We start from the raw sequence: 24,575 nt of genomic DNA, 5'->3' as shown, positions 1-24,575 counted from the left end.
GAATACTACAATACCAAAAGGATTAAAAGCAAATTGAAAGGACTGAGTCCTGTTCAATACAGGATCCAGTCCTCCAGCGCAGCTTAATTATATTCTGTCCAGATTTTGGGGTTCAGTTCAAATTTGAAGCGTCTTGCTGAGCCCTTTTTTAAATTTACAGCGTTTGTTGTATTAGGAGAAAATAGTCATCTTAAGAAAAATAACCTTGAAAATCTTCGAGGGACATCAGGATCTCCCGTGGTTTATTGCCCTCACTGCGGGCAACGACGCCGGCGTCCTCCAGCATATCCATCAAGCGGGCTGCCCGGGAATACCCAACTCTCAGCCGCCTTTGCAGATAAGATACCGAAGCGATCCCGGATGTAATCACCAGCTCGCCGGCTTCAGCAAAACGCTCGTCAAGATCTTCATCTGGCTTTTCAGTGGTTGTGGTTTCTTCGAGCAGATTTTCATCGAGCTCATAAGCCGATCTGCCTTGTTTTTTCCAATGTTCGATGACATTTTTTGTTTCTTGCTCGTCGATAAAGCAGCCGTGAACTCTTTGGGGTTTATTCAGGCCAATCGGGGAATACAGCATGTCCCCTTTGCCCAATAATTTCTCGGCACCGCCCCCATCAAGGATTGTTCTGGAATCAATCTGCGAGGAAACGGCAAAAGAGATCCGGCTTGGGATATTCGCTTTAATAAGTCCTGTAATAACATTCACCGACGGACGCTGCGTGGCGATGACCAGATGAATCCCTGCCGCTCTAGCCATTTGAGCAAGTCGGCAAATAGCCTCTTCGATTTCATTGGCAGCTACCATCATAAGATCGGCCAGCTCGTCAATCACGACGACAATGTAAGGCAACGGCTTATCCATATTCCTATTAAAGTGGTCAATGTCACGAACACCGCTAGAGGCAAACAGTTCATAGCGGTCTTCCATTTCCCTGACAATGAATTTAAGGTATTTGGATGCTTTCTTCGGATCGGTAACGACCGGTGAAAGCAGATGGGGGATGCCGTTATACTGGTTAAGTTCAACCATTTTGGGGTCGATCAAAAGCAGTTTGACCTGATCCGGTGTATAGGAAAACAGCAGAGAATTCAAAAGACAATTGATAAAAATACTTTTCCCGGAGCCGGTAGCGCCAGCAACAAGCAAATGCGGCATTTTTCCGAGCTCACCGATAACAGGCTGATCCGCAATATCTTTACCGAGCGCAATTTTCAGCTTACCGCCGGAACCCGTAAATGATTCAGATCCGATCACTTCTCTGAAGTAGACAGTCCTGGACTTTTGACGCGGCACTTCAATTCCTACAGCCGCTTTGCCCGGGATCGGTGCTTCAATCCGGATATCTCTCGAAGCCATGGCCAGGGCAATATCATCTGCCAGATTAACAATTTTACTGATTTTCGTTCCCGGAGCAGGTGAAAGCTCATAACGTGTGATGACCGGGCCGACGGTGATATTGGTAACTTTTGTGGTCACTCCGAATGTGCTTAAGACATCCTCCAGAAGCTCCGGGTTTGTGCGTTCTTCCGTTGCGGTACTGTTTTCCCTGTGCCGCAATAATTCGATCCGCGGCAGTATCCAGGCTTTCGTTTTGATGTCGTCGTAATCGTATCCCGCAGAGATATCTGCAGATATATTTACCGATGGTTTTGATTGAATTCTCTCTTCAGTCACAGGAGCAGCTGCAGTCATTTGTGTTATGGGAGTTACTTGCTGCCTTTCCTGAAAATAGTTGTTTCTCTGAAGCAGTGTATCCTGATTCTTCTCCTTATCTGCGCTTTCCAGCGGAAATGTATTGTTTTTCCTGATATCTTTCTTATTCTCTTTGAAATAGTCTTTAAATCCATTCATACTGACCGTATTTTCCGAGATATAGAAGCTTTTATCTCCTTGGCCAAAATACGAAGAGAAATTCGCTCCTAAATGCTCCAGGTGATCCTTAGTTGCGACTGGTTCGTCATTCACAAACAATCGCTCGGCAAAATAGGATGAAAAGCCATTCTCACGCGCCAAGCTTACCGGTATGCCTGTCTCAGGTTCAGAAGCCGCCTTATTCGCCAACCGGTTGGCCTGAGCTTCTCTGGACCTGGCTGTATTGATCCTTTTCGACAGTTCAGCTGATCTTGCTTGTTCTGTTGATCTGGCCTTGTCAGCCGACCGGTCCTTCATTGTATTCTTTTTCCGTTTATATTCATCATATCTGTTATCATATTCATCATATTCATCATATTCATCATATTCATCATCGTCGTCATCATCGTCAAATTCCTGTTCACGCTTTGTTCCGGACATAAGCCAGCAAACAACCGCAAAAATCAAACAAATTACCGGCAGTCCAAGCGCGTAATTTCCGAGAAGTTCTTTAAAGAAACTAAAAACATTGGTCGAAAACTCCTGGATCTCGAAATAGCCCAGGATCCCAATCAGAAACATAAAAAAATACAGCAGCGAAAGTGCTTTTATAAGTATTCTTCCAACCAGCCTCAAGGTTTACCACTCCTAAAATTTATTGATATCATTGATCTCAGTCGATCTGCAGGTATTCCATAAGATTAAGTACACATTTTTCCGGAACCGAGACCTCCCCTATTTCGACCTGACTGAAAAAGCCATGATAGTCGCTGCCACCTGTTGCGAGAGTCCTGTATTTTCGTGACAGTTGTTCAAAATAGGTAATCTTCTCTTCACGTTGAACCCAGTAACCGTAATAGACTTCAATCCCAATCGGCTTGTAACTCAAGAGATCCTCAGTCAGGGACTGGTCGATTAGTCCCGGATGAGCCAGGACAGGAAGTCCGCCCGTTTCGAGAATCAGATCAACCGCATCAGGAAAGGGGTTGCCTTCATAGGGTATATAGGCTGTTCCGCCGGGCCTGAGACAGGACGCAAGATTATCCCAATTAATAGTGAGATTCTGATCACGTTCAGTTTTATTCCAGATCGCGTAAATAATATGAGACTTGCTGATGACGCCTTCAAGACTTGCTGTATTTTCAATCTCCTGCCATTCGAGCATCAGTCCCAAATCTTTTAACTTTCCGAGCATTAATTTTGTAACAGCAGTTCTCTCTTTACGGATTTGCTGAAGCTTTTCCTGAAGATAATCATTGTTAATGTCTCGGTAATAGCCTAGCAGGTGAATCTCCTGATTCTTGTAATAGGTATTCAGCTCAAGTCCAGGTATAATCCGGATTCCGTAATCCGGCGCAATGTTTTGCGCTTTAGTGACACCGGATGTTGTCTCATGATCGGTAATGGCGACAATATCCATCCCTTTTAAAGAAGAAATTTGCAAAATCTCTTCAACCTTGAGACTTCCGTCAGACTGATTGGTGTGAATATGAAGGTCAGTTTTCAATCGTAACGATCCTCTCGCCAAGATTTGCTATAATGTTTTCTTTTATACTATTTTATTCGTTTTTTACGGCAAAAATCCTTCAAAAAAATTTGAATGATTGTTATATGTATGATCGGCCATCAATTTAAATGCAGACTGAAATATTAACACTGAAATGTTATCGTTGACACAATCAAGTAATTCCGATATAATAGCTTTCGTCGTCAACTGTAGGAAACACTTAGGGGATTAGTTTAATGGTAGAACAGCGGTCTCCAAAACCGTCAGTGAGGGTTCAACTCCTTCATCCCCTGCCAAGTAATATCAATGCTTTGAGGATTTTAATATTTAAGTTTAAATAAAAAGGTGTAACAAAAGTGTAACATTTGATTTAAAAAGCTCCGGGAAATCCCCGGAGCTTTTAGATTGTCTAACGAAAAAAATAAGGGAATCGGAATTATCCGACTCCCTTATTTATATTTCTATTTTTTAGGTTATGATCTTTTTGATCTCAGATCATTTTGAAAGCTATGTATCACTTGATTTATTGCTTTTCTTTAAGCTTTTACTATTAAGTCTAAGATGAAATAGCACTAAAACAACTAATAAGAAACCGGGAATAACATGGACGCTTTCAAAGATTTCTTTGGGAATTATTTCATTTGTTAGCGCGGTAATCACCAAGATCAGAAGATCAATACAAAGCAATACATTAACAATTTTATTTCCTTTATCCGTATCCAATTCTATCACTCCTTTCATTAATTGTAGGTAATATGTTAACAATCCATTATGTCATTTATGTGAAATAATGGTGACAGTTATGTGAAATTTGAATGGACATGGTACATTATTTTTTATAATAGTTTGTTTCTTTTAATTTGCAATTTTTCTGTATTTTTGATCACTTGGGAACATCTACAAGATTTAAACGGTATAAAAAGATTTTGTAATCCCATACTAAAATTAAAGGAGGGTTAATATGAGCTGGAGAGAATCACGATTTATGCAGGTTGTGTGGACCGTCATTCGCGTATATATTGGCTGGGAGTGGCTGAGTGCCGGTATCGGCAAAACTTTTGGAGCAAGTGCTGCAGCCTGGGTAGGCCCGAATGCAGGCGCGGCCGTTACAGGTTTTTTACAAGGAGCCCTCGCTAAAACCGGTGGCCAACATCCTGATGTATCCTGGTGGTATGCATCATTTATTCAAAATATTGCTCTTCCGAATGCCAAAGTGTTTGGTTATGTGATTGCCTGGGGAGAGCTTCTGGTTGGCTTGGGATTAATCCTCGGTTGCTTCACGACCATCGTTTTACTTGCGGCAGTCTTTCTGAACATGAGTTACCTACTGGCTGGTGCTGTCAGCACCAATCCGATGTTATTATTCTGGGAAGCTTTACTGCTTTGGGCCGGCGCAGCTGCCTACTACTGGGGAGTGGACAGGATACTTATACCCCAGTGGAAAAAACGACGACTCAAGCAGGGTATTGCGTAACAAAGTTTTGAATTGGAATATTAAAGACACAGGCCTTGACCTGTGTCTTTAATATTCTCTCGTTTTATAATAAAAACAAAGATTTTTCAAATTCTTTTAGAAAATATTTTTTCCCTTTTTGGATCACCGCATGTCCCTCAGACTCCAGCAAAAATTTCTGATGATCCAGGCCGCCGGGATACTTATCATTCAATTCTCCGCCCTTCTTAAGCGTTCGCCAGTATGGAGTAACATCCGAACTGCCGGCATCCTGCCGTTCCTGCGAGGCGTTGGCAGCAATATTGATAAATATCCCTGCTGTCAGCTGACAAGTGAAATCGGCTTGATGTTTTTTGGCCAGATAAGCTCTGATCTCATCGGAAGTAATCAGTTTGCCCGGAGGTATCCTTTTCATGACTTCATCGTACTCCAGCGGAGCGGCAATCAACATATTTCCAGCACCAAACCGCTTGGCCATCTTCTCGTCATAGCCGATAAATTCTATTCTGGGCAAATTTTTTGCCTGATGCAGCTTTTCATCAAACGTTTTTCTAGCCATTTTTATTCCTCATAAAAAACCATTGACTCCTCAAGAGATCAATGGTATATTTAAATTTGATAGATTTTATTTATATTTGTATACAAATTTTCTATTTTACTATATCACATATCTTTTTGATTGTCAATATCCTCTTGGCATCATCCTCTAATTAAATCAATGCAACAGTGAAAGGATGTCGGAAATGGAACCATTTATGCTGCTCCCTCCTGCCATGATCAACAAGATAGCCGTGCATGAGATCCTGGAATGTAACGAACAGACGGCCCGCTTTGGTTTACAGCTTTCAGCATCAGAAGCCTTGGAGCTTGTAGAAACACGGGCTCATTCTCTTCGCAGCTTCGGACGGGTTGAATTTGCAGGCGGCATGATTAATAAGCTCATTCTCCGCTTTTGTGATTCCCCTTTTCTCTCCTGTCACAATTATGCCTATGCCCTAAATGACCTGGTTGAGACATTTTATTATTTTAAGAATGAGACGCTTGATGAAATAAGCGACGATGAGTTGATCGGACTGATGAAGGTTTATTTCGACGGGAACTGTCAGGGCTCGCTTGAGCTGCTGCAAAACCGCGAACTGGAAGCGCTTGCCCGTAATATCCGCTATGGCCTGACGGATTATTGGAACGTACACCCCAACGAAGATGATCCTGACAATGAGGAGGCAGACGTATGGTGAATATACTCAGAAAAAACGCGGTATTGAATATGTCTCTTCCTGAAAGCGCTGTTCTTCAGTCACTTTTGGAACAGGCTCTTCAGCATGGACTGCTGACTGACGTTGAACTTCAGCATATGCAAACACAAATCATTAAACTCCTGACGAAACAACTGAAAAGGTTTACACATGGGGACAGCTGCTCCGTAAAGTCGGAAACAGCGCAAAGTATCATGCTGTCCATCCTGTATACGATCGGTATCTATCTGAAGAGCCTTTCTAATCCCGGTCTCTGTCTGGATTGTCTCAGACAAGACCAAATCAACGATCTGTTTCAGGAAGGCAGAAACATTATTAATCTTCGCATCAGTGAAGCCAAAACACTTCTGTCTGTAATTAATCATAACGGTTTGACCTTTATTAACCAGGCCTATAGCGACACGCTCGAAAATAGCATTCCTGCATTTTTTACAGCTTACGATCCGGAATTCGCTGCGCACGAAACACCCGGTTCAACCGATTACCCGCTTAGCAATGATCAGATGGATTCAACGGGGATTGTCTATATTCATCATTACTTGCAGCAATTATACCGCGAGGATACTTTCTGCCTGAATTTCCCCGGCGAAGACATCCAATGTCTGCTGCGTGGGTATCACGATCACTCTGAGGACTTGCTGCTGAATATTTTTGAGCTGGTATTCGCTCAATCACTTGGTTCAGTACTGGCCGGCAAGCCTGCGCGTCAATTGAATATCAGTCAACAGGACCGGGAATACCTTCAGCAGAAATTAGCAAATCTCCCAGACCAAGAACTTGATCTTAGGCTGCAGCATGCTTTGACGCAAGTCAGCGACGACCTCACGCTCGATGACAGCAGCCTGGTTCAGCTACTGAAAGAAAGTATAATTCCATTTGCCGCAAGACTCAAAAATGCTTTGAGCAATGAGAAGTTGGAAGCAGTCTTTATTACTTTAAAAGCACAATCGGAGCATTCTTCCCTCGTTTTTGAAGACGGACCTAGATTAGCAGATGACGTATTCCGGGACATTGCCGAAGAAATCCGACAATGCCGTTATATTGAAGATAAGCTTACAATCATCCGGAGAGAAATCCGCAGTGCCGCCGACCTGGCAGACATTCTCGAAGCATCCTGTCTTTTTGAAGATGAATATGACAGTGTTTATCATTCTTTAACCGCACTGGAACTTGCACTGCTGATCAAATCATTCCCGGCGCCCGATCCGTCATTATTTATCCGTTCCGGACACGCAGCCATTGGAGAAATAAAAGAATGGCAGATCCGGCTGATTTCCTTTTTAGACCGCCTTGTGCCGTCTGAACTGTCTACCCTGCTTCATCTTGCTGAAGGTATAACAATTATTTAAACGTGTACTTTGTCCACGGCTTAAAGGCTTACGATCCTTCGAACGCTTCATGCCTCAGCAAAAGAAGCAGGGCTTCTGCTCTGCTTCTTTCGTTAATAAGACTGGTATTCTTCATCATACTTTTTCTGTTATGTATCTTAGTCTGAAAAGAGCACGCAATGATCTACCTTGCACCACCATAGATGGTTGATTACCCAGCCATGATCTTTCGACCATAACCAAGCAGGTCGCCACCTATGATCATGGTTTGTTCGACCATGCAAGATATCTTAACAGCTGACAGCAACCTCACGGCTGCAGCCAACCATTAATTCTATAACTTTGTAACGGACTTACAAACTCATAGAATATACGACACCCAGCATAATCTTAGCTCGACCCTTAACGATAGGTTGGAACCCTAAAACAATAAAAATTAATCGACTGCCTTAAAGCTTTTCCCAACCGTTAAAAATCTTCCCTCCGACTGCCTGAAAGCCTTTGACCTTCAGACAATCTTTGGCCGACCCTGTTACACCCCCGAAAGAGCATAACAAAATCTTGGCTCAACCATTACGTACCCTTTTACAACCTTAGAATTTGTATTTTTGCTGTTTTTTATCCAGGCAATAAATTCCTCACTTTTTCGTTGAGGGATGGATCAGTCACCGCCAAAGTCGAACAAATCACTTAAAAAAGATCCCCTGCGTTGCTTCGAATTTTTGCCGTAATGGTCCCGATCATACGCATGCTCATGTTCTCGATCATGATGTTTGTCTTCATGCTCATAATTTCCGTATTCATTCACATATCCAGGTCTGCGTTCCTGAGTACTGCTCTCGGATTGAGATTTTTCAATAATTTTGTCCAATTCGCCGCGATCGAGCCAGATCCCGCGGCACTGCGGGCAGTAATCAATTTCTACTCCTTTGCGTTCCGTCATCTGCAATTTCACATGACACACCGGACAATCCATGAACAACACCTCCACACGAATTTATTTTTAGGATAAGCTTATACGCTTAATATTAGTTTAGAAATTCTGTTCCATATTGATTGACAAATATATTTTGATATTGCAGATCTTGCTCCGTCCTGCGTAATTTTTGTTCAGCAGGATATCCAAGCCCAATCATACATTCCACTTTTAAGCCCCGGGGTATGTTCAGCACTTCCTGAATATATTCTTCCGTGGTCTTCCCCTCGGACTGATTTCTGTTTCTGACCTGAACCCAGCAGGATCCTAGCCCCATCGACTTTGCGGCTAATTGAATAATGATCGCAGCTATGGATGCATCTTCGGTCCAGACATCTGTCAGACTGCTGTCCGCCAGGACCACAATGACTAAAGGGGCTCCGCTTAAGAAAGCTGATCCGTGCTCCCTGGCCAAAGAAAGTTTCTGAAGCAGGTCATGATCTTCCACAATGATGAAACGCTGCGGCTGAATCCCTCTACCGGAAGGAGCCAACAAAGCAGCCTTGACCAGGTCTTGGATTTTATCCTTTTCTATTGCGGCCGGACTGTATTTACGGATACTTCTTCTATCATATAACAAATCAAGCATTCTTATCCCTCTTTCCTGTATATTCACTGGCTTCTAATACACAAAATAGGATCTATCAACTCTAGCTAAAAACTTTACCCGTCTCAAACGTTCGCCTTATTTTTTTGAATATTGCTTTCCAAATAACAGGTCATATTCCAGCAGCCAGTAATTTTTTTCTGCTTCCTGGAATGATGAAGGAAGCTCGTTGTACGTCTGCCCGTGCCGGTCAACGAAGACCGATTTGCCGTAAGCAGGCAGGACATCCGCCATCCGGCTGGTATACTCAAAAATAGTATTTCCTGGATAATTTAGCTGTTTCAACAAATAGGCCCCTAGAAACGACGGGCTGATAAGTCCCAAATCTGTGGTACTTCGTATCGTTTTGGCTGTGTCCGCAGAACTCGCATCTGCATCTGTATCTGCCTTTGTTTCAACCGTGTCCGGTTGATCGTTGGACCAGATGATCAGCGGGACCGATTTCATTTTTAAGGTATCTTCCGTTGACCATTGATTTTCATTCCCGGTAATATAGCCGGTTTCTTTATAGACCTGATAATCTTTGCCCAAAAAAGGCAGGTGGTCCCCAAAGTAAACGACGATTGTCGGCCTGTCCGATTTCCGCAAATAGTCAGTCAGATAAGCCAGCGACGCATCTGCATCCCGCACTCCTTCCGCATAGGTATCTAAAATCCCTTTTCCTTCGGATGTAAGACTTCCTGATGTACTAACCGTATGATCACTGTAACGGTCCGCCGGATAAGGACCGTGATTTTGCATCGTTACAGCAAAAATGAATTCCGGCTGATCGGCTGTTTGAAGTTCTTGAATAATTCTTTTACTGACTTCGATATCTGCGATATATTCACCGTCAATTTTTGCCCCGTTGAAATCTTCCAGACTATAAAAGTGCTGAAAACCCAGCAGCGGGTAAATCTTGTCCCTGTCATAGAACCAGCCGTGGTAGGGATGAATGGCCGTCGTCTCGTAGCCGTAACGCTGAAGCAAGTTCGGTAAAGCAGGCAGGGATTTTGTGACATACTGCTGGTAAGCAATCGCTCCCTGTGGCAGGAAATTGGTCGATAATCCTGTCAAAAACTCAAATTCCACATTTGCCGTACTTCCTCCGAATACAGGGGACAAGATCTGACCTGAAGTTCCCTCATCGCTTAATCTTCTAAAATTGGGAAGCGGATCTTCAGAAAAAGCAACCTTCGGGAGCCTGGTAGGGTCCCAGAAAGATTCATCCAGAATGACAACAATATCCGGCTTCATTCCGCTGTCCTGAACACCGGCAGCCGCCGCTGACGAACCGGCTTTGGCCTCAGCTGTGATCTTGCTGATGGTTTCTTCACTGTAGCCGGCCGGCTTCAAAACCATGATATATTCCGTGTTCATCATGAAACCCAGAAGAAAACCGTTCTGTAAGCTGTTTTGGGTTTGGACCCAGTAGATATGTTCGATCTCGGCGATTTTAAACAACGTCTGGATCGGCGTATGCCGGTAAAAAACCAGCAATGGAATCAGAATAGCGACGCCCACAAGAACACCCATTCTGGTCCTTAAGCGGAGGCGATATTTCGGAATAAAGAATACCCCGGCCAGAATGAGGACGATAATCATCACGCCAAGAAAAAAAAGGACCGGCAGCACTTCTCCAGAAATCTTCGGCAGCAGATTATAAACCTGATCGAATCTCCCAAAATCCCAGGGAAACAAAGGATCCCCTAAAAACTGTTTCTTCACCATATTTGTTACCGAAAGTAAAATCAGCAGGACGGATGAAGAAATGACCGTAAGCCGCAGATTCCCTGTAAGAAAAAGAAAAAAACACAGAAGTACAACTGCCAGAAAATCGTTCATTAAAAATACCAGGAGATTGGAATAGATCCATACAAAAGCTGATTTAAAATCCCCCCGTTGGATCATTTCAGCAACAATGACCTGGATGAATGCTGTGGCTGCAATCCAGATCAGAAAGCCCTTAGCTGACAGTTCCCTGCTTCTTAAAGGGCTTCTAACAAATCCTTGGAAGGCCTTCACCATATAAGACATCGATAACCCTTTTCCCTCCGAGTCTTGTTTTCACCGTTACGAGAGGTTTTCCGGTCTCTGTGACGCTGCCAATCAGCCTCGCCTTAGTGCCAAGAGAATTTTGCTTTAGAATATTCAGAGCCCGTTCCGCATGTTCCTGAGCAGTGATACAGAGAAACTTTCCTTCATTGGCCATATAGAGTGGATCCAGGCCTAAGATATCACAGAAGGATTTGACTTCCGGATCCACAGGAATGCTTTTCTCCTCGATTTCTACGGCATGGTTCGAAGCTTCGGCAATCTCATTCAGAACCGTGCCCAAGCCCCCCCGGGTAATATCCCTCATCGCGCGGACCTCAATGCCTGCCTGAAGCAAATCTTCAACCATGGGTCCAAGATTTGCACAGTCACTTTGGATTGAATTGACAATCTCCATGCGCTGAGACATGATGCAGGCGTGATGGTTGCCCAAATCACCGCTGACAATAAGCGCATCTCCCTCACGGATCATATCCGTGCCAATCCGCCTGCCGCTTTTTCTGAAACCCAGACCAGCTGTATTGATATACAAACCGCCATTTCCCTGAACGACTTTGGTATCTCCGGCAACAATTTTAATGCCTGCTTCCTTAGCCGTTCTACTCAGTGAAGCGACAACGCGGTCAAGCAAATCCACATCGAGGCCTTCTTCGAGAATAAATCCTGCTGTCAGATACTGAGGTTCGGCTCCTGCCATCCAGAGATCGTTTACTGTTCCGCAGATAGCAAGCTTGCCGATATCCCCGCCCGGAAATTCCAGAGGCGTGACCACAAAAGAATCGGTGGTCATCGCCAGCGGATATTCGGAAACAGGCAGGATTGCCGAATCTTCCATTTTATCAAGATAATCGTTGGCTAAATATTTATGGAAAAGATCTTTGATAAGCTCCCTGGTAGCATTGCCGCCGCTCCCATGCGCCATTACAATCTTCATTTACTCACCTACTCATTTTTCATTACAGGCTGCTTAGCCTGCCTGAGTCCATCTGTAAACTATCTTCCTGTATCTATCTTATCTATCTTATCTATCTTATCTATCTTATCTATCTTATCTATCTTCTTAGTATATTTTCCCGACTTATTTTCTCATAAGCAACGTTTAAACGTTACTTACAAAATATATGGATGGATTACTTTCTGGTAAACCGAAACCAGATGCCGCAGGTACCCTCAGACGATACCATACAGGGCCCCTGCGCTTTGGCCGGTGTACAGGCCTTACCGAACATTGGGCACTCGTCAGGGTTGATCTTGCCAAGGATAACCTCGCCGCAGCGGCAGTTCGTCGTTTTTTGAGCAGCGTCACCGGTAAGATCGGCCGAACCGGCATCGTATTTCCGGTATTTTTGATTCAGGTATAAACCGGAATCCTCAATAACTCCGATCCCGCGCCAAAAAGCCGGTCCAGACTCAAAATAATTGCTGATATAGGCTAACGCAACCGCGTTCCCTTCGGGCTTAACCACGGAAGGATAAAGATTATGCACTTCGTGTTTATGATTTTCGACTTGTTTGACCAAATCATATATTGCGATCAGGATATGTTCCCCTTCAAAGCCGGCTACGGCAAAAGGCTTCATATACTGCTCCGCCAAACCAGCATAGGCCTGCGAACCAAGAATTGTGCTGACATGCCCCGGCGCAATAAACGCTGATATTTCATTATCCGTGGCGCAGATAAAATCAAGAGCCGGCATAACCTTGCGCAGCGCAGTTAAAAACTTAATATTCGTCAGACCGGAACGCTCCGTCTGCTCAATAACTAGCGCATAAGATGGAATCGTGGTCTCAAAGCCGACACAGGCGATCACATACGTAAGTTCCGGGTTAGCTGCGGCCTTTTTGAGCGCTTCCTGCGGTGAGTACATGATCTCGACCCTGGCCCCGTCTGCTTTGGCTTCACTTAAAGATTTCTCCGAGCCCGGCACTTTCATCATATCGCCAAAGGTAAGCAGCACACAGTTCGGTGTTAAGGCCCATTCAATGGCTTTATCAATATAGGAAGCCGGAGTTACGCACACCGGACAGCCAGGGCCGGATATAAGCCTGATCTCTGGAGAAAGCAGACTGCGTATGCCGTTTTTAAAGATTGAGGAAGTATGAGTTCCGCATACTTCCATGATTTTAAGCTCCTGATGATCACCGGCAAGCTCTTTCAGTATCTTATCAAGATTCATATTTCAGTGACTCCAATTCTGCAAATAACTCCAAAATCTCATCAGCAGTGTCCTTCTGAATGACTTCAATAGCACATCCTGCATGAACCAGCACGTAATCACCTGCTTGGGCATCCACCAGGGCCATATTGACATCGATAATATTTCCCTGGAAATCAACCTTGCCGGTAAAATCATTTACTTCCACTACTTTTCCAGGAACAGCCACACACATTTCGTTCACCACCCTGTTTAAATGCCGCTAGTAGTTATTCTATTATGGTTCACCTAAAAAAGCAAAGAATGTCCTTAGCCTTTTCTCTGCAGCAGCCATCCCGCAACATCTTCAAAGCCTTGTCCGGTTTTGGCGTTGACTTCAAAGACCGGTGCAGTTTTATTCAGCGCTCTAACACCTTTAAGGAAAAATTCATCGTTAAAATCAACATACGTTTTTAAATCACATTTCGTAAGCAAAATCACATCAGCTTTTTCAAAAGCCAAAGGATATTTATATGGCTTATCGCTGCCCTCGGCTGCTGAACAAATCAGCATTTTAATATGCTCACCAATTTGGAATTCTGCCGGGCAGACCAAATTACCAATATTTTCAATGAACAACAGGCCGGGCTTGTCGAAAGACAATCCGTCCAAGGAACTCTGGATCGTAGGCGCATCCAGATGACATGCTCCATTCGTGTTGATCTGAATCGCTTCAATACCTAACTCTTTGAGCTTGACCGTGTCAATATCCGATTCAATATCTCCTTCGATCACATATACTTTATTTTCAGAAAGCTGCTGGATTAGATTAATAATGCTCGAGGTCTTTCCTGCTCCGGGAGCCCCCATGATATTAACAACAAAGACTCCCATCTTACCCAGTTTTTCCTGTGTCGCAAAGGCTATCCTGTCATTTTCATCAAAAATGTTCTGGACAACCTGAATTTCTTTTTCAGCCACTTAAGGCCCCCCTTTTTATTCTGTTTCTATTTCTATATCTTTAACATAGAATTCTTTTCCAATGTTTGTTGGCATACCATCATTGCCGCAGTCAGGGCAAGCAAAAGAAAACGGCTGACGCGCATAATGAATATTGCAGTCCGGGCAGTACCACTTGGCTTTAATATTCTCCATTTCGAGAACAGCCCCCTCGCAGAGCGTGTCTTTCGAAATAATGTCAAAATACATCTGAATGGATTCGCCAATAAAGCCGGACTGTTCCCCGACAACCAAGGTAATGCGCGTAATACTACGCGCATTATTCTCCTTGGCTTTTTCAGAAGCAATTTTTATGATTTGTTCAGTAATCGGATATTCATGCATCTTCTTCTGCTGTTCCCACCTGTGTATGATTTTCCTGAGCAGCTGTCCCGGAATTAACTTCCTGGACGACAGGCCCATATGCAGTAAACAACTTACTCGATTTATCTCTCATTGGTGCAGTATAACTTCTTTGGGTATTCAGGCAGTTTTTCGGGCATACCTGAACACAAAAATTGCAAACAATACAGCGGGTACGATCGATTTCCCACTTTTTATCGGATTTGCCGACCTCAATAGCTGTGGCCGGACATCTTTTAGAACAAATGCCGCAGAACGAGCAATTTTCTATCTTAGCCATCTCAATGCTGCCGCGCGTATTGGGATAAAACTCATTTTTGATGACCGGATACATCGCTGTAGCGGGTTTGCTGAATAAACTTTTCATAATCGTCTTGTTAATTACATTAAAAGCCATGCGTCTCTCCCTACCTTTCCGTACAGCTGATACAAGGATCGATGGTCAATGCCAGCACCGGAACATCTGCAAGGTCTGCGCCTGGCAGTATTTTCAACAGCGTCGGGATATTCGCAAACGTTGGTGTTCTGACTCTGAACCTCTCCAAGTATTTTGTACCGTTGCCTTTAGCGTAGTAGAAAGTCTGACCGCGGGGCTGCTCCATACGTGAAATATATTCTCCGCTCGGATTGCCTTTTACCTTCATATCCACCTCGCCGTCAGGTATTTTTTCAATACACTGGCGAATGAGATCCAGAGACTGGTATACTTCACGCACCCGAACCACGGTGCGGGCGTAGCAGTCACCGTCTTTTTCGACGATTGGCTCAAAATTCAGATCACCGTAAGCGGCATAGCCTAAGGTACGCATATCCTGAACAACACCACTGCCCCTCAGGGTTGGACCAACGGCACCCAGATCGATCGCTTCCTGATAAGTCACGACGCCTATGCCTCTGGTTCTCTTCTGAACGGAATAGTCCCGTACAAATACATCCGTCACCGCTTTGGCTTCCTCCCCGATGTCTTTGACAATAACCTTTATTCTATTCAATGTGTCGTTGTCAATATCCTTCCAGACCCCGCCAATTTTACATACACTAAATATAACCCTGCCGCCGGTGGTCTCTTCAAAAATATCGAGTACTTTCTCCCGTATCCGCCAGCAATGCATAAACAGGCTTTCAAAGCCATAAGCATCGGCCATGAGACCGAGCCAGAGCAAGTGGCTGTGTACCCTGGAAAGTTCCGCCCAGATGGTACGCAGATATTTGGCACGGGGCGGAATGTCCACGCCCATCAGGCCTTCCAGCGTCTGGGCATAGGACTGTCCATGAATAAAACTGCAGATCCCGCAGATACGTTCAATGACATAAATCATTTCATTAAAATCTCTTTTTTCAACCAGCTTTTCCAAGCCCCTGTGCACAAACCCGATCGAAGGAACTGCGCCAACTACTTTCTCATCTTCCATAATAAGATCGAGATGGAGCGGTTCAGGCAGTACCGGATGCTGAGGGCCAAATGGAATTATTGTTCGCTCACCCATATTACCATCCCTCTCCTATTCTTTCATATCTGCGGCAATTATGTTGAAAGGCTGCTTAACTGCCGTCTCGTAAAATGTCCCCTGAAAATCAACCGCCATGCCACTGACATTAATACCATAGAGATCATGAATCTCGTTTTCATAAAGAAACGCGGCAAAATACACATCACTGATACTCGGAATAGTATCGCCAGACTGGACATCCAATCTCAGATTTTCCAAAGTCAAGTCCAGCTTTTCAAACGAATAAAGCAAATACATTTCCGATGGCGTTTTGGTACAGCAGATTTGGATCAGGCGATACCCATTCTGCAGATACTGCTTCGCACGATCAACAAGCTCTTCAGCTGTAACCGGATTAATGATACGTTCCGTCATCTATTTCGCCACCTTCCTCAAGTTCTGATATTTTTCCTCAAGAACTCCCAAAGCCTGAACGACACCGTCAATGATTGCTTCAGGTCTGGCAGCACACCCAGGGACATACACATCTACCGGAATAACGTTATCGATTCCGCCCTGGACATTATAGCATTCACGGAAGATTCCTCCGGAAGTGGCACAGGCTCCGATCGCCACAACAACTTTCGGATCAGCCATCTGGTTATAAATATTTTTTATGACCTCTTTATTTTGTTCATTGACAGATCCTGTCACGACAAAAATATCGGCATGCTTTGGATTGCCAATATTCAAAACGCCAAAACGCTCGACATCATATAAAGGCGTCAGACAAGCCAGTACTTCGATGTCACAGCCGTTGCAGCTGGAGGCGTCGTAATGGACCAGCCAAGGAGACTTCGGCAAGTATGACAAATTATTTCACTCCAATCCTTATTAATCGGGGGTTGGTCTGTGGCATTAGGCCAGCCAGCAGTATCATCTAAGGGCTAGGTACGCGATGTTGCCTACGCCGAGCACAAGTGCAACGATCCAGGCGCTTCCGAGCACGGACTGCCATTTAAGACGGGAATAGTTGTTATCAATCCAGATCTCCAGGAAATAGACGATGATCGCCAGGATCAAGGCAATGATCGGGCTCGACGCAAAGAACAGACAGACAATACCCAACAGGAAGACATTTTCATACCAGTGGGCAATCTCGATCAACGCCAAATCCGTCCCGGAAAATTCCGTGATAATCCCGCGGACAATCTCCTGGTGCGCATGATGAGACATCGATATATCAAAAGGTGATTTACGGAATTTAATGGTTAGGATAAACAGGAATCCAAGAAAAATACCTGGCAGACTGTAAAGCAGCGGTTGGTCATACATTGCGATGTCCCAAACATTAAAACTTTTCGTCACCATGTACATTCCTACAGTCGTTAAAATGACCATCGGCTCATAGGCCATGATCTGCAGCATTTCTCTCTCTGCACCGATATAGGCGTACGGTGAAAAAGTAGAGTAGGCCGCAATAATCAGGAAGATACTGGCCAGCGTCAAAGCGAAAATCGCCAGCAGCAAGTCTCCACCGCCAAAGAAGATCGCTCCCGAGATAATTACAAAAACGATGAAACAGATGATGTACAGCCTCTGCTGCGGATTTACCGCAATACTGCTTTTGTTCATCAATTTAAAAATATCATAGAAAGGCTGCAGAATCGGCGGACCGTATCTGCTCTGCATCCTGGCAGATATCCTGCGATCCACCCCGGCAATCAAACCACCGATGAACGGGGCCAGAATGATATAGAGAATGACCATTAACCATGCATAATTTCCACTCATATGATCCCCACCCCAAACATTATGATGATTAGAACAATACTGATTACAACACCAAGTTTAAACAGTTTGCTCTCACCGAAAATATTTTCCAGATAGAAACTCCTCATCGTTATTTCTCTTGTAAGACCCAGAGAACCATAAAACTTCTCTTTTTCGGGAGTATTGAGTCCCGCCAGGTATTGCGGCTTATACTGAACATTCTTGTACGTGAACGACAGACCAACAGGCAGAACGACCATCAGGCCAACCATAATCAGCAGAATAATGACATTTCCCTGATCCAGTAGGTAGGTCTGATTATAGATGGACGCAATAAACGGCTCCAGAGAATATTTCGAGATGAGCGGGAACAGCAGACAAACCCCAACTGTCAAAATAGCAAGCGTAGTCAGCGTGAAGCGTTCTGTCCCTGGGACCTTTGACTGGAATTCCAGCGGTCTTTCTTTCACCATCAAAAGCTTACCAAGCCACTTTGTCCAGAAGAATAAAGTTGCGGCACTTCCAAAGGCCACAAATACCGTGAGTACCGGATTTGCTGTAACCAGCCCTTCGAGCGCTGCCCACTTACTGATCAGCATACCGAACGGAGCAAGAAACATTCCCGCAATCCCGATGACCATTCCAATCGCAATCTTCGGCATTTTGGTAATCAGTCCGTCCATGGACTCGATGATACGGTCACCGATGTTATGCTCGACTGTACCTACAGACAGGAACAGCAAAGACTTGGCAATCGCATGGAAGATCACAAGCATGATCGCAGCCCACATCAATTGATAGGTCCCAATGCCCGCGCAAACAATAATCAGGCCAAGATTGGAAATCGTCGAATACGCGAGTACACGTTTGGCATCCGACTGGGAGATGGCCATAAAGGCTGTCAGGACAAATGTCACCGCCCCAACCATCGCGACAAACAGTCCGACCATTGAACCACCGTCAACAAAAGCAAAAACCGGTGAAAGTCTGATGATTAAGTACACGCCGGCTTTAATCATGGTACTGGAATGGAGCAGTGCGGAAACAGGGGTCGGCGCAACCATCGCACCGAGCAGCCAGGAAGAAAACGGCATCTGGGCAGATTTCGTCATCCCGGCAAACGCAAGTAACGCTGTCGGCAGAAGCACTACGGTAGACGCAAGCTCCGGCAGCATGTTCAGCTCAATCGTATGCGCATTGATAAATAAGTAAACAATGGCGATGGAAAAACCAAGTCCGCCAAGCAGGTTCATGTTTAAAGCCCTGAACGCATTCTTAACCGCAATTTCTTCACGGCTGTAGCCGATCAGGAAGAATGAACTGAATGTGGTGATTTCCCAAAAGAAATAGAGCCACATCAGATTGTTGGCAAAAACAACCCCATACATCGCTCCTAAAAAGACGAAGACAACAAAAAAGAAAAATGGGGTCCTGTCTTTTACTTCCTTGTGATGATGATGATAATCCTTCATATAGCCGATAGCAAATACGGCTATCAAACTACTGATGATTCCAATGATCAGTGTCATGATCAAAGAGAGGTTATCAACAAATAAATTATACGATGTCTGGATCTCTTCCCCATAAGAACCTTCAAACCATATCATAATTGCAGCACTGGTTAGCATCAAAAGCCCAGCCAGATACTGTTTGTATTTCAGCGAAATCCCAATGACAATGACTGCAAGAATGATCTCAATAGCAAATATTCCAAGATCAATATATTGATTATCCAGATTAAAAAATACTGTCCCTGTGTTAAAATACTGAACAACCAGATATACTGATGCTACAGTCAGAATGATTGTTGACAGCACCACAATGACTTTCCGGACAGCCGGCTGCGGCAGGATAAGCAAAAGCAGTGCAACAACAATTGGAAACAAAATAAGAAATAGCACTGTGTTCATAGTGTCCTCTTTCCCCTCAATTATTAAATCATTTATTAACCTCAATCATGAACTTGATAGCAAAATAAGGTGCCCAGTTCTTATTCTGCTTTCTGCAAATTATTATGTCCCCCTTTCCAAATAATATAAAATATGGTTTCATACTCATTTCAAACCAAGTTTAGTATTTAGTATAAGGACTTGCTTCGATAATTTCAACAATATTGCAACAATTTCCTAAACTTTTTTGAGAATATATTAAATTATTCTGAATTTTCTGGCTCTTTGTGCTCCGATATATCCCTTGGAATCTCTCTGCTATCTTCTGGATCCTTCCGTATGCTTTACTATGCTATTTCATGCTCTTCTCTTCAGTTACCTGAAATACAGGGCGAACCAAACTAACGGTGCAGCCTCATACTGCACCGTTAGTTTGGTTCAAAATATCTATAATAACTTTTTCAGAGCAACATCAACTATAACTTCCTCAGAGCAGTATCAATTTGGCTTACAGCTTTTTCAAGATTCTCCAGGGAATTCGCATAGGAAATCCTCAGATATCCTTCGCCGTATTCCCCGAACGAACTGCCCCAGAGGGTCGCAACACCTGCTTCGTTTAACAGGTACTCGGCCATCTCCTTGCTGGTTTTTCCAAAAGCTTTGATATTCGGAAACACGTAAAAGGCACCGCGTGGTTTCAGACAGGTAACCCCACTGATGGCATTCAGTCCGTCAACGATCCGGTCCCTTCTGATTTTGAATTGCTCTGCTCTTCTCAAGACTTCATCCTGCGGTCCTGTCAGGGCCTCAATACAAGCCATCTGTGTAAAACCTGCCAGACAGGAAGTACTGTTCACAACGAGCTTGCCAATTTGCTGGGCGGCTTCCTTCGGCATGATGCCGTACCCGGCGCGCCAGCCGGTCATCGCATAGGTCTTCGAGAATCCGTTCAGTATGATTGTTTTTTCTCTCATATGCGGCAGCGAAGAGATCGAGAATGACGGCTCTTCATAGACGACATTTTCATAAATCTCATCCGAGAGAATCACAATATTGCGGTCGGCCAAAAAATCGGCGATTTCCTGATAGTCTTCTTTCGTCAGCATCCCACCGGTTGGGTTTTGCGGCGAGTTGATAATCACCATTTTGGTTTTGTCTGTCACGAGGGATTTGAATTCCTGGATATCCATTCTGAACTCGTTCTCTTCACGCAGCGGGATCGGTACCGGTACCCCGCCAACGAACTTAATGACGGATTCATAAATAGGGAAACCCGGATTCGGATAAATGACCTCATCTCCGGGGTTAACCGTAGCCAAAATGGCGTAAAACATAATCGGCTTGCCGCCCGCCGTCATGACCACTTCCTGAGGGTCGATTTCATAGCCTCTTTTTTTGCCCGCATAATCCGCAACCGCCTGTCTTGCCTCCAGCAGGCCTGAAGAAGGTGTATATTTTGTCATGCCGGCCCGCAGGCATTCCATTCCTTTTTCTATGATATTGGGCAACGTCGGAAAATCCGGTTCACCAATCTCAAGGTGAACAATTTCCCTTCCCTGCGCTTCCAAAACATTGGCCTTCGCCAGCATTTCAAAAGCCGTCTCACTGCCCAGTCTGTTCATCCGGTCTGCAAATATCATACGCATAATACTATATCTCCATCCTCAAGTTGATTATTTCATTATATTTTACCTGAAAAAGCGGGATGAAATCAACCTAAAAAAGTATGCTCATCATACAAATACTATTCCGCTTCCCGCAGCCGCTCCACGATACTTTGCTTGTCCGTCATGGCATACGATACCAAAGGAATCATCATACCAAGCATAAACAGGAAAGGAAGTACGATCAAAAGCGGCCACAGGATAAAATGATAACTAAAGAACCACAGCAGACCGCAAAAGGATTTGACAATCAAAAGTGAAAATAACGTGCTAAATACGAGCGACAGTGCGCAAGTACCAAGCGTATAATAGAATCCTTCAAACATTAATATACGGCGCAGCTGCCTTCGTGTCATGCCTATGCTTTGCAGCATGGCAAATTCTTTGCGTCGGGTCAAAATGCTGGTGAGAATGGCATTGACAAAATTGAGGATGCCAATCAACCCGATGATAAAGCTGAGTGCGCCGCCAATCATCACAACGGTGCTCTGCATACCGGAAAACTCCTTGAGAGAGGTAAACTTAGAGACGTAATTCATGACTGGTTCCACTGAATCGGTGTAGCTTTGCAAAAAACGCTCCATTGCCGTCTCTTGATCTTCGGAAACATTGAAGGCATAGCTCATTACGGCGGGCTGTACTACCATTGTTTTATAGACATCCGCTGGGAGATAGAAGTTATAGTCCCATCCGGTACGGTCGGAATTGGAATAATGTTTGATGGCCACATGACCCAGCATGATAAACTCCTGCGTCGTGTACTCCCTGCCAGCAAATGTTTCCGACGTTCCTTTATAGTTGTGAAGTGTTACCGTATCACCAACCTCATAATGCTTGTTCTCCATTTCCGGTACACTGTTATCGTCCAGCGCGACTCCCTCCAGAATGTACTTACCAGTAGTCAGCCTTGCATCATCAAGTTCACCGTCGATAAGCTCCAGTCGCTGAAGAGGCATATCCTCAAGACCATAGACCGCAGCCATGAAATCGCCGTAGGGATTCCTGTTATATTCCTGGGTGGTGTTCTTTTCGTCCTCTGCCGCAAATCCTTCCGCTCTGCCGCCATACAGTCGCCCACCCGCCTCAAAGCCGGGCTGTGTTTCCACCGCCTGAATAAAGCTCTCGCTGGTCTGGTTTTCGGGACCGGAGTAGTCATTTTGAAAGTAATCGGCATGGGCAATCAGAAAATCGGTATCCGCGAATTTAGAAAGGAACTTATTCATATCAATGCTCTGAGATAGCGTAAACACCGTGTTCAGCAAGACAAGGCTCAGGGACAAGCTAATGACTACTAAAACGGTACGTCTTTTGTTCCGCCCTAAATTAGCCAGGGCCATACGGGGCATTTTCCCGCCATCAGTGGATTTTTTCGGTTTGCGGTTCTGCTTTGTATTTCCATCCGTATACCGCACTGCCTCCACCGGTGAAACAGCGGCGGCTATCCTACCCGGCTTGAAGGTACTGATGAGCACGGTGACCAAAGCAAACAGTGCCGAACCAATAAAAATCCATGGGCTTGGCGATACAGACACCGCACTTCCGGCATAGGTGGAATTGTTTATGAGGAGAGGAACAAGGGATTTACCAATAGAGAAACCTGCAATCAATCCGATTGGAATTCCTATGGTGGAAAGGATCAGTGCCTGTCTGCGGATAATTCGGCGTATCTGTCTCCCGGTTGTTCCAATGGTTTTCAAGAGGCCATAAAAACGGATATCCCGAATGACGGAAATCTGAAAAATGTTGTAGATAATGAGATAGCCGGTGAACACGATCAATAGCAAGCCGGAAAGCAGCGCAATCAGCGTACCTGCGTCCATGCCAAAATTCGTGGAGAGATAGGCCCAACTCACATTATGCTCCAAGTAATTCGGCGCTTTTTCATCCAGAGAATAGCCGCTGTCGGTAATGACCTTTGCCAGCTTTCCCTCCAAATCGATGCTGTTTTTGAACATAATAGACGCGTTGATAACCCCGGTGAGAGAATTGTCCACCTTATAGCTGTTTTGCAGTTCGGCCGGATGGGCATCTACATAGGCACGGGAGGCCAAGATCTGGCCCACGTTAAAGACGGGATTGCTCTCCCACCAGCCTGCAAGAACAAAATCCCGCTGTACTTCTTCGCCCCGGATGTCAAGTGTGAGCGTAAGCGGCGCGCCAACCTCAAGGGGAACGCCCATCAGCTGCAAGGTCTTGGTATCTGCAATGACTTCGTTTTCAGCTACAGGCTTGTGTCCGCTTGTTGGTTCGCAAAATCCAAGCTTCATTCCCCCATCATCATCATACCAAAACTCGGCACGCCGTTTGAGAAATTCCTTGTTTTCCACCCCGTCGCATAGCATTCGGTTATAGGAAATTTCTTTAATAAGTACATGATCTTTGATGTTGTTGAATTCCTCGTCAGTTATATATTTAAGCACAGCATGGCCGTCGCCGCCCGCCTGCCTCATCGTGGCCTGCTGAAGACCCTCCACCGTACCGATCCCCATGGTGAAAAGCGTGGTGAAAAGCACCGCTGTCAAGGCAATGGCGATGATCGCAATCAAGTTGCGGACTTTATTGGCCCGATAGCTCTTGTCGGCCAGATTGCGAATCGCTTTTTTGTTTTTTACTTTGATCATTTGCTTCCACCACCCACGATTTTTCCATCTTCAATTCGGATGATGCGGTCTGCCAACTGGGCAATTTCCTCGTTGTGGGTAATCATGACAATGGTCTGACTGAACCTTTCGCTTGTAACCTTTAGCAGTCCCAGGACATCTTGGCTGGTTTTACTGTCGAGGTTTCCTGTCGGCTCATCCGCGAGAACGATAGCAGGCTTAGCGGCTAAGGCTCTGGCAATCGCCACCCGCTGCTGCTGACCGCCGGAAAGATTGTTGGGCAGATTGTTCAGTTTGCTTTCAAGCCCCAATGTGCCGATAATTCTGTCCACATAGCGTTTATCCGGCTCGTTCCCATCGAGCTGAATAGGCAGGACAGTATTCTCGTACACATTCAATACAGGAACAAGATTATAATTTTGAAAGACAAAGCCGATTTTTCTTCGGCGGAAAATCGTCAGTTCTTCGTCTTTCAGTGCAAAGATCTCCTTTCCATCGACAGTGACCGTACCGCTTGTGGGACGGTCAAGCCCACCCAGCATATGTAGAAGCGTAGACTTGCCGCTGCCGGATGTGCCTACGATGGCTACAAACTCCCCACTCTCCACGGTGAGGTCGATGCCGTCTAACGCTTTAACCGTTGTATCCTCGCTGCCGTAATATTTTTTTAATTTTGTTGTTTCAAGTATCGTCATTTTGTTTTCCTCCC

At 44.8% G+C, this 24,575-nt stretch carries 25 protein-coding genes and 1 tRNA gene; 5 read left to right on the top strand and 21 right to left on the bottom strand.

The window, feature by feature from the left end; genetic code table 11:
• The coding region (locus tag NC238_07470) for an IS3 family transposase (GenBank protein ID MCM1565778.1) at positions 1-87 on the top strand (87 nt) is incomplete at its 5' end.
• A 103-nt stretch (positions 88-190) separates the two neighbouring features.
• Here NC238_07470 and NC238_07465 read toward each other — a convergent pair.
• A complete protein-coding gene (locus NC238_07465; GenBank protein ID MCM1565777.1) occupies positions 191-2,488 on the bottom strand; it encodes a DNA translocase FtsK in 2,298 nt (765 codons plus the stop codon).
• Positions 2,489-2,525: 37 nt separating this feature from the next.
• Entirely contained in the window at positions 2,526-3,359 is an 834-nt protein-coding gene (locus NC238_07460; protein MCM1565776.1) for a PHP domain-containing protein, read from the bottom strand.
• 222 nt (positions 3,360-3,581) lie between these two features.
• On the opposite strand from NC238_07460, the gene NC238_07455 reads away from it, so the two are divergent.
• Positions 3,582-3,655: transfer RNA gene (locus NC238_07455), tRNA-Trp, on the top strand.
• A gap of 211 nt (positions 3,656-3,866) precedes the next feature.
• Here NC238_07455 and NC238_07450 read toward each other — a convergent pair.
• Positions 3,867-4,082 (bottom strand): hypothetical protein, encoded by a 216-nt coding sequence (locus NC238_07450; protein MCM1565775.1) that lies wholly within the window; start codon positions 4,080-4,082, stop codon positions 3,867-3,869.
• 238 nt (positions 4,083-4,320) lie between these two features.
• On the opposite strand from NC238_07450, the gene NC238_07445 reads away from it, so the two are divergent.
• Positions 4,321-4,833: a DoxX family membrane protein gene (locus NC238_07445; protein ID MCM1565774.1), complete on the top strand. Its 513-nt coding sequence runs from the start codon at positions 4,321-4,323 to the stop codon at positions 4,831-4,833.
• A 64-nt stretch (positions 4,834-4,897) separates the two neighbouring features.
• Here NC238_07445 and NC238_07440 read toward each other — a convergent pair whose 3' ends face one another.
• Positions 4,898-5,371 (bottom strand): MGMT family protein, encoded by a 474-nt coding sequence (locus tag NC238_07440; protein MCM1565773.1) that lies wholly within the window; start codon positions 5,369-5,371, stop codon positions 4,898-4,900.
• Positions 5,372-5,555: 184 nt separating this feature from the next.
• Between NC238_07440 and NC238_07435 the strand changes: the two genes are divergently transcribed.
• Both NC238_07435 and NC238_07430 read left to right on the top strand, forming a co-directional pair.
• Entirely contained in the window at positions 5,556-6,050 is a 495-nt protein-coding gene (locus tag NC238_07435; protein ID MCM1565772.1) for a DUF6323 family protein, read from the top strand.
• Positions 6,044-7,417: a DUF6179 domain-containing protein gene (locus tag NC238_07430; protein ID MCM1565771.1), complete on the top strand. Its 1,374-nt coding sequence runs from the start codon at positions 6,044-6,046 to the stop codon at positions 7,415-7,417. The genes NC238_07435 and NC238_07430 overlap by 7 nt, the downstream gene beginning before the upstream one ends.
• A 640-nt stretch (positions 7,418-8,057) precedes the next feature.
• Here the strand turns inward: NC238_07430 and NC238_07425 are convergent.
• From NC238_07425 to NC238_07345, 17 genes are all read right to left on the bottom strand, one after another.
• Positions 8,058-8,372, bottom strand: coding sequence for a zf-TFIIB domain-containing protein (locus NC238_07425; protein ID MCM1565770.1), 315 nt, complete (start codon positions 8,370-8,372; stop codon positions 8,058-8,060).
• 52 nt (positions 8,373-8,424) lie between these two features.
• Entirely contained in the window at positions 8,425-8,961 is a 537-nt protein-coding gene (locus tag NC238_07420) for a nitroreductase family protein (protein ID MCM1565769.1), read from the bottom strand.
• Positions 8,962-9,057: 96 nt separating this feature from the next.
• A complete protein-coding gene (locus NC238_07415; GenBank protein ID MCM1565768.1) occupies positions 9,058-10,995 on the bottom strand; it encodes an LTA synthase family protein in 1,938 nt (645 codons plus the stop codon).
• Positions 10,958-11,947, bottom strand: coding sequence for a hydrogenase expression/formation protein HypE (gene hypE / locus NC238_07410; GenBank protein MCM1565767.1), 990 nt, complete (start codon positions 11,945-11,947; stop codon positions 10,958-10,960). The genes NC238_07415 and hypE overlap by 38 nt, the downstream gene beginning before the upstream one ends.
• A 196-nt stretch (positions 11,948-12,143) precedes the next feature.
• On the bottom strand, positions 12,144-13,190 hold the full coding sequence (gene hypD / locus NC238_07405; GenBank protein MCM1565766.1) for a hydrogenase formation protein HypD: 1,047 nt from the start codon (positions 13,188-13,190) through the stop codon (positions 12,144-12,146).
• The gene (locus NC238_07400; GenBank protein ID MCM1565765.1) at positions 13,180-13,404 is read right to left on the bottom strand and encodes a HypC/HybG/HupF family hydrogenase formation chaperone; all 225 of its coding nucleotides are present in this window, start codon (positions 13,402-13,404) and stop codon (positions 13,180-13,182) included. Before NC238_07400 ends, hypD begins: the two co-directional genes overlap by 11 nt.
• Before the next feature lie 74 nt (positions 13,405-13,478).
• Entirely contained in the window at positions 13,479-14,129 is a 651-nt protein-coding gene (gene hypB / locus NC238_07395; protein MCM1565764.1) for a hydrogenase nickel incorporation protein HypB, read from the bottom strand.
• 15 nt (positions 14,130-14,144) lie between these two features.
• Positions 14,145-14,492: a hydrogenase maturation nickel metallochaperone HypA gene (gene hypA, locus NC238_07390; GenBank protein ID MCM1565763.1), complete on the bottom strand. Its 348-nt coding sequence runs from the start codon at positions 14,490-14,492 to the stop codon at positions 14,145-14,147.
• Positions 14,485-14,907, bottom strand: a complete 423-nt coding sequence (locus NC238_07385; protein MCM1565762.1) for a 4Fe-4S dicluster domain-containing protein — start codon at positions 14,905-14,907, stop codon at positions 14,485-14,487. Before NC238_07385 ends, hypA begins: the two co-directional genes overlap by 8 nt.
• Positions 14,908-14,917: 10 nt before the next feature.
• Positions 14,918-15,997 carry a nickel-dependent hydrogenase large subunit gene (locus NC238_07380; protein ID MCM1565761.1) on the bottom strand — a complete coding sequence of 360 codons (1,080 nt, stop codon included), beginning with the start codon at positions 15,995-15,997 and terminating at the stop codon, positions 14,918-14,920.
• Between the two features lie 15 nt (positions 15,998-16,012).
• On the bottom strand, positions 16,013-16,375 hold the full coding sequence (locus NC238_07375; GenBank protein ID MCM1565760.1) for an NADH-quinone oxidoreductase subunit C: 363 nt from the start codon (positions 16,373-16,375) through the stop codon (positions 16,013-16,015).
• Positions 16,376-16,813, bottom strand: coding sequence for an NADH-quinone oxidoreductase subunit B family protein (locus NC238_07370; protein ID MCM1565759.1), 438 nt, complete (start codon positions 16,811-16,813; stop codon positions 16,376-16,378). It lies immediately after the preceding gene.
• A 63-nt stretch (positions 16,814-16,876) separates the two neighbouring features.
• On the bottom strand, positions 16,877-17,734 hold the full coding sequence (locus NC238_07365; GenBank protein ID MCM1565758.1) for an NADH-quinone oxidoreductase subunit H: 858 nt from the start codon (positions 17,732-17,734) through the stop codon (positions 16,877-16,879).
• A complete protein-coding gene (locus NC238_07360; GenBank protein ID MCM1565757.1) occupies positions 17,731-19,623 on the bottom strand; it encodes an NADH-quinone oxidoreductase subunit L in 1,893 nt (630 codons plus the stop codon). The genes NC238_07365 and NC238_07360 overlap by 4 nt, the downstream gene beginning before the upstream one ends.
• A gap of 455 nt (positions 19,624-20,078) precedes the next feature.
• Positions 20,079-21,248, bottom strand: coding sequence for a pyridoxal phosphate-dependent aminotransferase (locus NC238_07355; protein MCM1565756.1), 1,170 nt, complete (start codon positions 21,246-21,248; stop codon positions 20,079-20,081).
• Positions 21,249-21,346: 98 nt separating this feature from the next.
• Complete coding sequence (locus NC238_07350; protein MCM1565755.1) at positions 21,347-23,887, bottom strand: ABC transporter permease; 2,541 nt, start codon at positions 23,885-23,887, stop codon at positions 21,347-21,349.
• Positions 23,884-24,561, bottom strand: a complete 678-nt coding sequence (locus NC238_07345; protein ID MCM1565754.1) for an ABC transporter ATP-binding protein — start codon at positions 24,559-24,561, stop codon at positions 23,884-23,886. The genes NC238_07350 and NC238_07345 overlap by 4 nt, the downstream gene beginning before the upstream one ends.
• Positions 24,562-24,575 lie beyond the last annotated feature (14 nt).

The sequence above is a fragment of the Dehalobacter sp. genome (genome assembly GCA_023667845.1).
Lineage (GTDB): Bacteria > Bacillota > Desulfitobacteriia > Desulfitobacteriales > Syntrophobotulaceae > Dehalobacter.
This window is presented reverse-complemented; position numbering and strand designations above follow the sequence as displayed.

Bases quoted from the DNA above. Each gene is read 5' to 3' on its own strand.
- hypA (MCM1565763.1), bottom strand. From the start codon at position 14,492: ATGCATGAATATCCGATTACTGAACAAATCATAAAAATTGCTTCTGAA.
- NC238_07385 (MCM1565762.1), bottom strand. From the start codon at position 14,907: ATGGCTTTTAATGTAATTAACAAGACGATTATGAAAAGTTTATTCAGC.
- NC238_07355 (MCM1565756.1), bottom strand. From the start codon at position 21,248: ATGCGTATGATATTTGCAGACCGGATGAACAGACTGGGCAGTGAGACG.
- NC238_07345 (MCM1565754.1), bottom strand. From the start codon at position 24,561: ATGACGATACTTGAAACAACAAAATTAAAAAAATATTACGGCAGCGAG.
- NC238_07365 (MCM1565758.1), bottom strand. From the start codon at position 17,734: ATGAGTGGAAATTATGCATGGTTAATGGTCATTCTCTATATCATTCTG.
- NC238_07430 (MCM1565771.1), top strand. From the start codon at position 6,044: ATGGTGAATATACTCAGAAAAAACGCGGTATTGAATATGTCTCTTCCT.
- NC238_07375 (MCM1565760.1), bottom strand. From the start codon at position 16,375: ATGACGGAACGTATCATTAATCCGGTTACAGCTGAAGAGCTTGTTGAT.
- hypE (MCM1565767.1), bottom strand. From the start codon at position 11,947: ATGAAGATTGTAATGGCGCATGGGAGCGGCGGCAATGCTACCAGGGAG.
- hypD (MCM1565766.1), bottom strand. From the start codon at position 13,190: ATGAATCTTGATAAGATACTGAAAGAGCTTGCCGGTGATCATCAGGAG.
- NC238_07425 (MCM1565770.1), bottom strand. From the start codon at position 8,372: ATGGATTGTCCGGTGTGTCATGTGAAATTGCAGATGACGGAACGCAAA.
- NC238_07440 (MCM1565773.1), bottom strand. From the start codon at position 5,371: ATGGCTAGAAAAACGTTTGATGAAAAGCTGCATCAGGCAAAAAATTTG.
- NC238_07360 (MCM1565757.1), bottom strand. From the start codon at position 19,623: ATGAACACAGTGCTATTTCTTATTTTGTTTCCAATTGTTGTTGCACTG.
- NC238_07400 (MCM1565765.1), bottom strand. From the start codon at position 13,404: ATGTGTGTGGCTGTTCCTGGAAAAGTAGTGGAAGTAAATGATTTTACC.
- NC238_07420 (MCM1565769.1), bottom strand. From the start codon at position 8,961: ATGCTTGATTTGTTATATGATAGAAGAAGTATCCGTAAATACAGTCCG.
- NC238_07350 (MCM1565755.1), bottom strand. From the start codon at position 23,887: ATGATCAAAGTAAAAAACAAAAAAGCGATTCGCAATCTGGCCGACAAG.
- NC238_07415 (MCM1565768.1), bottom strand. From the start codon at position 10,995: ATGTCTTATATGGTGAAGGCCTTCCAAGGATTTGTTAGAAGCCCTTTA.
- NC238_07445 (MCM1565774.1), top strand. From the start codon at position 4,321: ATGAGCTGGAGAGAATCACGATTTATGCAGGTTGTGTGGACCGTCATT.
- NC238_07435 (MCM1565772.1), top strand. From the start codon at position 5,556: ATGGAACCATTTATGCTGCTCCCTCCTGCCATGATCAACAAGATAGCC.
- NC238_07380 (MCM1565761.1), bottom strand. From the start codon at position 15,997: ATGGGTGAGCGAACAATAATTCCATTTGGCCCTCAGCATCCGGTACTG.